This window comes from Dehalococcoidia bacterium (assembly GCA_035574915.1).
Classification (GTDB): domain Bacteria; phylum Chloroflexota; class Dehalococcoidia; order DSTF01; family WHTK01; genus DATLYJ01.
In genome coordinates this window covers 1-9,900 of sequence record DATLYJ010000145.1, presented here as the reverse complement: position 1 = coordinate 9,900, position 9,900 = coordinate 1, and the positions used below count along the sequence as shown (strand labels likewise).

Below are 9,900 nucleotides of genomic sequence, written 5' to 3'. Positions count from 1 at the left end.
GCGCAAGCCAGCATAACACCTGCTTGCGCGGATATCTCACCTCCGAAGAAGATTCCTGTCAAGTGCCGAATGAGTGCTTCCAAAGTGATGTGCGTCACGCTAAGTTTCGTGCATCACGGTTCATCGCTTATAGTCCTTCGGCCTAGCCGGGGACGGCAGCCGCCGGACTGGCGCGGAGCTAATGAGACCTGGAAAGCTTGACGCCACGACTGTCTACCGGCTTTTCACGGCCCTCTTCGGGCTGACGTACAGCCTCGTGCTCACGGTGTCGCTCATCTACCAAACGCAGGAAGCGGGCCTGACACCCTTTCAACTCGTGATAGCCGGCGCCGCGATGCAGATTTCGACTTTTGTCTTCGAGATACCCACTGGCGTGGTGGCCGACGTCCGAGGCCGCCGTCTGTCGGTCCTGACCGGACTCGCCCTCATGGGCTCCGCGTTCCTCCTCATGGGAGCAAACACCACCTTCGCGGCAATCCTCGTGGCTCAAATCATCGCCGGCCTCGGGATCACTTTCATCAGCGGCGCCCAGGAAGCGTGGATTGCGGACGAGGTCGGTCCCTTGCGCGCGGGCCAGGTGTACATGCAAGGCGCCCAGGCCCTGCAGGTGGCGCGGCTGCTGGGCATCCCTCTGGGAGTTGCCATCGGTGTTGTCAGCTTGCAGCTGTCGCTTCTGACTGGCGGGGCGATGTTCCTCCTGACGTCGCTCTTTCTTCTCGCTGTCATGCCGGAGACGGGCTTCCGGCCCGCGAAGCGTAACGGCGGCGGCCCCCTGGTCGCCTTCACTACGACGTTCTCCGATGGCATCCGCCTGGTGCGCGCCCGTCCCGTCCTCGTCACGCTCTTCGCAATGGTCGGGTTCTACGAGGTAGGCGGCGAGGTCTTTATCCGCTTGAACGTCGCCCACTTCCTCGACATCGGCCTCCCGGGAGTCAAGCACCTGGAACCGGTGGTGTGGTTCGGCGGGATCCGCATGGTCGCCTCCCTGGCAGGATTAGTCCTCGTCGGTCGCTTGCGTGCCGGCATCGATGCCAACAGTCATGAAGACCTCGGCCGCTGGCTGACGCGCATCAACCTACTGCAGGCGCTGGCCATGTTGTCCTTCGCCGTCAGCGGCAGTTTCTGGATGGCTGCCCTCGCATACATCATTGCAACGAGTCTTAGTCGTACCTTCCAGCCGCTTCACCTTGCACTGATCAACCTTCACGCCGAGTCGAGCGTCCGGGCGACGGTGATCTCGATGAGCCGCCAGACAGACGCCCTTGCCCAGGCGATTGGCGCGCCCGCGCTGGGGGCGGTCGCCTCTCTGCTTTCCGTGCGCGCGGCGCTGGCAGGCGCCTCGAGCATGCTGCTGCCCGCCATCGGCTTGAACATCCTCGCGCAGGGCCAGAACCGGAAGGCGCGCGTAGCCAGCGCTCCCGCAGCCGACTGACGTCCCTCACCGGACCGGCCTCCGAGCCATGGCGCTGTCATGGCCGAGAACGCATGCGGTGCTAGAATCGGGGCGTCGGCCCTGGCGGGAGATTCACTTTGCCCGAAACGATCTTCATCGGCGTGGCCTGGCCTTACGCAAACGGCTCCCTGCACCTGGGCCAGATCGCTGGCGCCTACCTCCCGCCGGACATCTTCGCCCGCTACCACCGCGCGGCCGGCAACAGAGTGCTCATGGTCTCCGGCTCCGACCAGCACGGCACGCCCATCACCGTTCGCGCCGAGCAAGAGGGCCTCCCGCCCCAGGCCATCGTCGACCGCTTTCAGGCCGAGTTCGTCGAATCCTGGAAGCAACTTGGCATCACCTTCGACCTCTATACCAGCACGGGCACGAAGAACCATGAGCAGACCGTCCACGAGATGTTTCTGCGGCTGCTTCAAAAGGGCCACATCTACAAGGGCAAGACGCTGCAGTTCTTCGACTCCCAGGCGGGGCGCTTCCTCCCCGACCGTTATGTCGAGGGCACGTGCCCCCGCTGCGGCTACGCGCGCGCCCGTGGCGACCAGTGCGACAACTGCGGGTCGACGCTCGATGCCACCGACCTCATCGACCCCGTCAGCCGCATCAGCCGGACGAAGCCGGAGCTGCGCGAATCGGAGCACTTCTTCTTCAGGCAGTCGGCGTTCAACGAGCCCCTCCTGCAGTGGCTGTCCACCGGCAAGGAGCACTGGCGTCCCCATGTCCGCAACTTCTCCCTGGGCCTGGTACGAGAAGGCCTGCCTGACCGCGCCATAACCCGCGACCTCGAATGGGGCGTGCGCCTCCCCGTCGAGGACCTCGGAGAAGGAAAGCGCATCTACGTCTGGTACGAGGCGCTCATGGGCTACCTGTCCGCGAGCAAGGAATGGGCGCAGAGGCAAGGTGACCCCGAAGCCTGGCGCGACTTCTGGGAAGACCCCGCCTGCAAGAGCTACTACTTCATCGGCAAGGACAACATCGTCTTCCACACGATCATCTGGCCGGCCTGGCTGATGGCCTACGGCGGCCTGAACCTCCCTTATGACGTGCCCGCGAACCAGTACGTGAACTTCGGCGGCGGGAAGGCGAGCACCAGCCTTGGTACTGCCCCCTTCCTGCCGAACTACATCAACCGCTACGAAGCCGACACCATCCGCTACTACCTGGCCGCGATCATGCCTGAGACCAGCGACTCCGAGTTCAGCGAGGAAGACCTGGTGCGACGCAATAACGAGGAGCTCGTCGCCACCTGGGGAAACCTGGTCAATCGCGTCCTTAGCCCGCTGGCGCGCACTTACGGGGGCCTTGTGCCGGAGCCCGGGGCGCTCAAGCCCTCGGACGAAGAGCTGATAGCCCGTGGCGACGAGATGCTGCGGGCAGTGGGCGGCCATATCGCCGCCTGTCACTTCAGGGACGGCCTGCGCGTCGCGATGGCCTATGGCGCCGAGGCGAACCGATACCTGAGCGAGGAGGCGCCCTGGAAAGCGGCCACGGAGGGCCGCGCCGAGGACGCTGCCCGCGCGTACTACACCGCCCTCTGCGCCGTGGAGGCCCTCAAGGTCGGGCTTTATCCCTACCTCCCGTTCTCTTCCCAGGAGCTGCATTCGATGCTCGGCCACGGCGATACGGTTGCCGAGCAGGGCTGGCAGGTGCGGCGGCCGAAGCCTGGCGCGGCCCTCGGCAAGCCGCAACCTCTCTTCCGGAAGCTCGAACTCCCGACGAACGGCGGGGGGACCGCCTAGTGGCGCCCCTCTTCGTAGATACGCATGCCCACATCCAGGGGCCGGAGTTCCAGGCCGACATCGACTCGGTCGTCAGGCGGGCGGAAGCCGCGGGGGTGGCGCGCATAATCGTGCCGGGCGTGGACGCCGAGACCTCCGCCGCCGCCGCGCTGCTCTCGGACCGCTTCCCCTCCCTTTACTTTGCTGCCGGCTACCACCCGCACGAAGCCTCCCGTCTCGACCGCGCCGCCCTGCGCGGCATCGCAGGCCTGCTTTCGCATCCGAAAGCAGTGGCCGTCGGCGAGATCGGCCTCGATTACTACCGGATGCACTCGCCGCGCAGGGACCAGCTCGCCGCCTTCGAGGCGATGCTGGATCTCGCGCTGGAGCGCAAGCTCCCGGTCATAGTCCACTGCCGCGACGCGGCCGATGACATCAGCGTGAAACTCGAGGAGTGGTCCTTGCGCGCGGCGCCTGTCTTCGGCGGGCGGCCGCTGGGCGTCTTGCACTACTTCTCCGGGACGCCGGAGGAAGCCGCTCGATACGTCGAGCTCGGCTTCCTCATCTCGGTCCACACCTCCGTGACACACCCCCGGGCGGACCAGTTGCGGCGGGTCGCGGCCGAAGCCCCCCTCCACGCCCTCGTCATCGAGACTGACTCGCCCTACGGCGCGCCCCAGTCCGTCCGCGGCAAGCGGAACGAACCGGAGTTTGTAAGCGAAGCTGCTGCTAAAATCGCGGAAGTCAGGGGCCTGACCCTGGAAGGGGTGGCCCAGGCCACTACGGCCAACGCCGCCCGCCTGTTCGGGCTGGGCCTGCCGGCCGGCGGCGCGGCGATCGGAGCTTCGGCTTGAGCGTACCAGCAGCAACAGCTCTCTACGGCCCCGTCCAGGACGACATCCGCCTGGTGGAAGAGACTCTTTTGGCGGTCCAGAAAGTCGAGTTCCCGGCCCTCGCGCGCATGCTGGGCCACATCCTCGGCGCCGGGGGCAAGCGCATCCGGCCCGCCATCGCCCTCCTCGCGGGCAAGATCGACAACTACGACCTCGAGCGCCTCGTACCCCTCGCCGCCTCCATCGAACTCCTGCACTCGGCGACGCTGGTGCACGACGACGTGATCGACGCCGCGGCGACCCGGCGCGGCCGCGCCACGGCCAACTCCCTGTTCAACAACGGACCCACGGTGATGGTGGGCGACTACATGTTCGCCCACGCCGCCGAGCTCATCGCGCGCACCGGGAGCATCGAGGTCATCCGGCTCTTCGCCCGCACCCTGATGGAGATGGCCTCGGGCGAGCTCCACCAGGACATGAGCGCCTACGAGTACAGTCCCTCGACAATCAAGTACTTCAACCGCATCGCCGGCAAGACCGCCTCGTTGTTCGCTACCGCGGCCCAGGGAGGCGCCATGATCTCCGGCTTGAGCGCCAGCGTCACGGAAGCGCTCCGCTCTTACGGTGAGAACGTGGGCATGGCCTTCCAGATCGTCGACGACATCCTCGACTTCACGGGCGACGAGGCCGAGATGGGCAAACCCGTCGGCAGCGACCTCATGCAGGGGACGCTCACCTTGCCCTCGCTCCTGCTCATCGAGCGCTACCCCGACAACAACCCCGTCAAGCGCTTCTTCGAAGGCAGACAGAAGGCGGAGAACCTGCGCCGCAGCATTGAGATGGTGCGCAACTCGGACATCCTCGAAGTGTCGTACAAAGTGGCGCGCGACTTTCGCGACCGGGCCCTGCGCGCCCTGGCCGCCGTCCCGCGCTCCGAGGCCACGGAGTCGCTTGAGGATGTGGCAGAATGGGTGATGCAGCGCCGCTCTTAGCTGCGCTCTGACACTGCCGCCAGAGGCCTCGCCTATGCCCGTCTACGAATACGATTGCCCCACCTGCGGCAAGCGCAGCGATGTCTTCCTGAAAAGCGTCAGCGCTCCCGACCCCACCGCCTGTCCGAGATGCGGCGCCGCCGGGATACGGCGCGCGATCTCGCGCATCGTGTTCATCAAGTCGGCCCAGACCAAGCTCGACGAGCTCGACCCTAAGTACGAGAAGATGATCGACGCCTCGAGCCCCGACCTCTCGATGGACAACCTCATCAAGAAGTACCAGCTAGACAAGCCCATCACCGACGACGGCCGCGGCGCTCCCGACTTCTAGGAGCGGCCGCCGGGCAGACGAAGAAGCCGGGCCCCTCGGTCCGGCTTCTCTTGCATCCTGGGCTGTGGTTTCCTGTTACAGGTTCAGAGGGACGACCGGCTTGCCGTCCGGGCCAAGGGCCGGGCCGATGTCCGACTCCTTGCGGATGCGCTGGAGGTTGCGCTCCTTGATGCGCTCGATCTCGGCCATGTCTTCGCGCTCACCCTTGGACGGCACTGGCTTGGGCTCCGGCTTGTAGAGCTCCGGGTGCTCGTTCGCCGGCACTCCGCCCGTGTTCATCGTCTTCACTTCCTTGTCGAAGTGCCAGTACGTGCCCTTGTCCGGTATGCGCCTGGGGTAGCCGTCACGGAAGGTGAAGGCAGAAAACGAGGTCGGCATGATGCGCTTCGAGTCGCGGTCGCAGACAGGGCAGGGATAGTCCTCCGACGCCTCCCGCATCGACCGAAGCTGCTCGAACACACCATCACAGTGGCTGCAGTAGTACTCGTATAGCGGCATTTCGCCTCCCCACCTCAGTGACCTCGGGTCTACGGAATTATACGTCACGCACAGCCTGGACCGATTCCGTCTGGCGCCGGAGGCGCCTCAACGCCTCCACGAACCGCGCGCTGCGCACTTCGCGCTCGAGTACGTAGCGGATGTGGCCTCCGAGGCACTCCTCCAGCTCCAGCGCTAGCTCGCCGGTAATGCGTAGCCGGGCGGCGTCAGCGTAGGACGAGCGCGCCAGCAGGCGGAGAACTTTGAGGCCGCTGAGGCTGAGCGGCTGCAGCTGGACCAGGTCCTGCGTGCACTCCGGCCCGACGACGCCGCCAGCGGCCGCGCTCCAGTAGTTCGTCACCGGCTCGAGGCGGCGGTCGCAGACCGCGCACACGTCCAGACGCGGCCGGTACCCCAGCTCGTCCAGGAGCCGCGTCTCGAAGAAGCGGACGGCGAGGTCGGCGGACTCCGCCTGCTCGATGCGGGCCAGGCTCTCGCGAAGAAGGCGAAAGACCGGCCACGCCTCCGAGCGCTCCGGCAGCAGGCGGTCGACCAGTTCGGCGCAGTAGAGGCCGCGGCTCATGCGCTCGAGGTCCAGGCGCAACCCGGGGTGCGCGTCCAGCGTCTCGGCCTGCGTGACGATGTCGAGGTCGCGCCCCTCGGCGAGAAGGTACGAGCCGTGAGTCAGCGGTTCCAGGTGGCCGGCTAGCCGGCTCCTTGTCCGCCGCACGCCCTTGGCCACGGCGTCCAGCTTGCCCTTGTTCGGCGAGAACAGCGTCACGATCTTGTCTGCCTCGCCCAGCTTGCGCTGGCGCAGGACTATGGCCTCGGTCTTGTAGACCCGTGGTCTGGGCATCGGTCAGCTGTAGCGTCTGAGGGCCCCGATCGCGAGGACCTCTGGGCCACGGAGTGCGGGTCCTGCGCCGAAGTGGTCGCGCCCAGGCCGCCGCCGATTCTGGTCGAGCCACTCCATCCCGGCCGGCCGGACGCGGACGGCCTCCGTCCTGACCATCACTAGAGCTCCTGCCGGTTCTCCAGGGCCCGCGCCAGCGTGAGGTCGTCCGCGTACTCGAGGTCGCCGCCGATGGGGAGCCCGCGGGCAAGGCGGGTGACGCGGACGCCGGCGGGGGCGATGAGGCGGCTGATGTACATCGCCGTAGCGTCGCCTTCCAGGTTCGGGTTAGTGGCCACTATCACCTCTCGCACCGTGCCGTCCCGCAGACGTTCGAGTAGCTCGCGCAGCTTCAGTTGCTCCGGCCCGACGCCCTCCATCGGCGAGATCGAGCCGTGGAGGACGTGGTACAGGCCCCTATGGCTGCGCGTGCGCTCGATCGCCAGGATGTCCAGCGGCTCCTCGACGACGCAGATTATCGTGCGGTCGCGGCTCTCGTCCGCGCAGATCAGACAAGGGTCGGTGTCGGTGGTGTTCTGGCAGGAGGAGCACAGCTTGATGCGTTCCTTGACGTCGAGAATGGCGTCCGCGAGCGCCTGCGCTTCCTCACGGCTGGCCCTGAGAATGTGGTAGGCGAGACGCTGCGCACCCTTTGGGCCGATGCCAGGCAGGCGGTGCAGCTCCTCGATCAGCTTAGCCACCGGCGCCGCAGCACCGGCCGGGCGCCAGGGTTCGTTCACCGTTACCTCTTCTGCTGCCGCCTTGCCGCGCGGTTCAGGGCTGGCGGTGGGCCGCCGGGCGCGCCGCCGCCGGCTGCGCCGCCGAGGCCGGGGATGCCCAGCGCGCCGAGGTTCAAGCCCCCGGCCAGGCCGGAAATCTGGCCCATCTGGAAGCCCTGGACCTGCTGTAGCGCCTCATTCACGGCGGCGGTCACCAGGTCCTCGAGCATCGAGACGTCGGAGGGGTCTACCACATCCGGCTCTATGTGCAGCTCCTGCACCTTCATGCCGCCGGTGATCTTGATGGTCACGGCGCCGCCGCCGGCCGTCCCCTCCGCGACCCTGCTTTCGAGCTCCTCCTGCGCCTTGGCGATTCGCTCCTGAATCTGGCCGAGCTGCGACAGGATATCGCGGTTCATCTTCTACTCCTCACTCCTGGGTACGACGCGGGCGCCCATCTGCTCGGCCGCCCGCACGAGCGGGCTGCGCGAGAACCGGCGGTTCCAGGGCTCGACTCCCGGGTCATGCACACACCTTACCTTGACGCTCCGCCCCAGGACTTCGCTCGCCACTTCGGCGAGCACCTGGAGGTTCTGGGGCTCCTGCACCATCTTCAGTATCGGCAGGTGCAGGAACCCCAGAGTGATCATCTGATCATCCGCCTCAATGATATCGCAGGCGCTGTTCACGAAGGCGCCGATGCGCGTGTCGCGCGCCTTGGCGGCGTAGTAGATTTGCTGCATCCGTTGCCGGGCAGCCTCCAGCGGCGTCCCGTCCGCGCCGTTCGTCGCCGGTACCGCGCTCGCAGGCGCCGGCTCCCGTCTCGCGTCCCCGGCCTCACGGCTATGCGCGGGCTGAGGCCGCGGCGTCGGGGCCGCCGGAGGCCTCGGCCGGCCGCTCGCGGGAGGGGATGCATCCCGCATGGAGTCCGCTACCGGCGCCGGGCCGGACTGGGCGACCGCCCCGCCATCATTGCGCGCGCCCCGGCTGAGGATGCACTCCGACAGGGCGATATCCAGCGGGAGCGTCGAGTTGGGGTCTGGCTTGAGGTCCGCCTCGCCGAAGGCCTTGAGGGCCGCCAGCAGCACGGCGACAGGCACGTCCGCGACCGCGGCCCGCATCTCCTCGAGCTGCTCCGGCGTCGCGCCGTCGGCGGGCGGCAGGCCTTCCTTGACGAGAAGGAGCCCTCGCAGTTCACGCACGACCTCGCGTTGGAACTGGCGCAGGTCCAGGCCGTCGTCCCGGACCGAGGCGATAACCTCGAGCCCGTGGCCGAGGTCGCCCCTGATCGCGGCGCGGGCCAGCTCCGCGGCCCGCGGGTCGTCGATGAGCCCGAGGCCCGCCCGCACGAGGTCGACCGTAAGCTCGCGGCCATACGAGGTCGTCAACTGGTCCAGAAGGTTGACCGCGTCGCGAAGGCTGCCTGTCGCCTGGCGGGCGATCATCTCCAGGGCAGCCTGCTCGCAGGCAATGCCCTCGCCCTCGCAGATCTGCTCCAGGCGGCGCACCGTCGCCGCGAGGGAGATGCGCCGGAAGTCGAAGCGCTGGCAGCGCGAGACGATGGTCGCCGGCACCTTGTGAGTCTCCGTGGTGGCGAGGATGAAGACGACGTGCGGAGGCGGCTCCTCCAGCGTCTTCAGGAGCGCGTTGAACGCTGCCTCCGTCAGCATGTGGACCTCATCGATGAGGTACACCTTCTTTTCGCCCGCGCCCGGGGAGAAAGCGACCTTGTCACGAAGGTTGCGGATCTCCTCGATGCCGCGATTGCTGGCCGCGTCCATCTCGATCAGGTCCATGGCGCGGCCGGCGTTGTAGGACTGGCAGGACTCACACTGGTTGCACGGCTCGCCGTCCTGGAGATCCGTGCAGTTGAGGGCCTTCGCCAGCACGCGGCCGGTCGTCGTCTTGCCCGTGCCGCGGGGGCCGGCGAAGAGGTAGGCGTGCGCGGCCTTGCCGCTGCGCAGGGCATTGCGCAGGGTGGTGGCAACGTGGTCCTGGCCTGCAAGCTCGGAGAAGCTGCGCGGCCGCCACTTGCGATAGAGGATCTCCGGCAATGGAAGGCTCCGCTCCGGCGGCGTCCTCGCCCGCCGGGAGCTGGCGCGCGGCGGGATGGGAGGCGACGGGGCACCCCAACTATACGATCATTCGTGCTACTCAGCCAGCGGCCCCGGGCGCGAGCCGGAGAGTAGCGGCCCGGACGCCGAAGCCGCCGGCGAGGCATCGCCGCAGCGGGCCGGACTCAGCGGCAGGTGGCGTCCGGGCGCGGACGTGACGGCGCGCACTGTTCGCGGCCACGCGCATGCGCTACCGTTGGCCCATGCCTTTCCCGACCGACCTCCGCGCCGGCGCCGACGTCTACAGCAGCGACGGCCACAAGCTCGGTGAGCTGCACCGGGTGGTGCTCAAGAGGAGCGACCTCAGCGTCACGCACATCGTGGTCGATATCGGCTTCCTCCGCTCGGGGCGGCCGATCTGGGAAGGCGGC

Annotated in this window: 10 protein-coding genes; 5 read left to right on the top strand and 5 right to left on the bottom strand. The window is 67.4% G+C overall.

What is annotated here, in order from left to right; genetic code table 11:
• The first annotated feature begins 181 nt into the window (after positions 1–181).
• The 5 genes from VNN10_13330 to VNN10_13310 all read left to right on the top strand — a co-directional run bounded on the left by VNN10_13330 (position 182) and on the right by VNN10_13310 (position 5,327).
• Entirely contained in the window at positions 182–1,432 is a 1,251-nt protein-coding gene (locus VNN10_13330; GenBank protein ID HXH23003.1) for an MFS transporter, read from the top strand.
• A 98-nt stretch (positions 1,433–1,530) separates the two neighbouring features.
• Positions 1,531–3,192 carry a methionine--tRNA ligase gene (metG, locus tag VNN10_13325; protein ID HXH23002.1) on the top strand — a complete coding sequence of 554 codons (1,662 nt, stop codon included), beginning with the start codon at positions 1,531–1,533 and terminating at the stop codon, positions 3,190–3,192.
• A complete protein-coding gene (locus VNN10_13320; GenBank protein ID HXH23001.1) occupies positions 3,192–4,025 on the top strand; it encodes a TatD family hydrolase in 834 nt (277 codons plus the stop codon). Before metG ends, VNN10_13320 begins: the two co-directional genes overlap by 1 nt.
• Positions 4,022–4,996: a polyprenyl synthetase family protein gene (locus VNN10_13315; GenBank protein HXH23000.1), complete on the top strand. Its 975-nt coding sequence runs from the start codon at positions 4,022–4,024 to the stop codon at positions 4,994–4,996. The genes VNN10_13320 and VNN10_13315 overlap by 4 nt, the downstream gene beginning before the upstream one ends.
• Before the next feature lie 34 nt (positions 4,997–5,030).
• Complete coding sequence (locus tag VNN10_13310) at positions 5,031–5,327, top strand: zinc ribbon domain-containing protein (GenBank protein ID HXH22999.1); 297 nt, start codon at positions 5,031–5,033, stop codon at positions 5,325–5,327.
• A 75-nt stretch (positions 5,328–5,402) separates the two neighbouring features.
• Here the strand turns inward: VNN10_13310 and VNN10_13305 are convergent, their stop codons facing one another.
• From VNN10_13305 to dnaX, 5 genes are all read right to left on the bottom strand, one after another.
• Positions 5,403–5,825 (bottom strand): zinc ribbon domain-containing protein, encoded by a 423-nt coding sequence (locus VNN10_13305; protein ID HXH22998.1) that lies wholly within the window; start codon positions 5,823–5,825, stop codon positions 5,403–5,405.
• A 37-nt stretch (positions 5,826–5,862) separates the two neighbouring features.
• Positions 5,863–6,660, bottom strand: coding sequence for a DNA repair protein RecO (gene recO, locus VNN10_13300; GenBank protein ID HXH22997.1), 798 nt, complete (start codon positions 6,658–6,660; stop codon positions 5,863–5,865).
• Between the two features lie 158 nt (positions 6,661–6,818).
• Positions 6,819–7,436: a recombination mediator RecR gene (gene recR, locus VNN10_13295; protein HXH22996.1), complete on the bottom strand. Its 618-nt coding sequence runs from the start codon at positions 7,434–7,436 to the stop codon at positions 6,819–6,821.
• Between the two features lie 2 nt (positions 7,437–7,438).
• A complete protein-coding gene (locus VNN10_13290) occupies positions 7,439–7,834 on the bottom strand; it encodes a YbaB/EbfC family nucleoid-associated protein (GenBank protein HXH22995.1) in 396 nt (131 codons plus the stop codon).
• A gap of 3 nt (positions 7,835–7,837) precedes the next feature.
• Positions 7,838–9,469, bottom strand: a complete 1,632-nt coding sequence (dnaX, locus tag VNN10_13285) for a DNA polymerase III subunit gamma/tau (protein HXH22994.1) — start codon at positions 9,467–9,469, stop codon at positions 7,838–7,840.
• Positions 9,470–9,900: the final 431 nt, after the last annotated feature.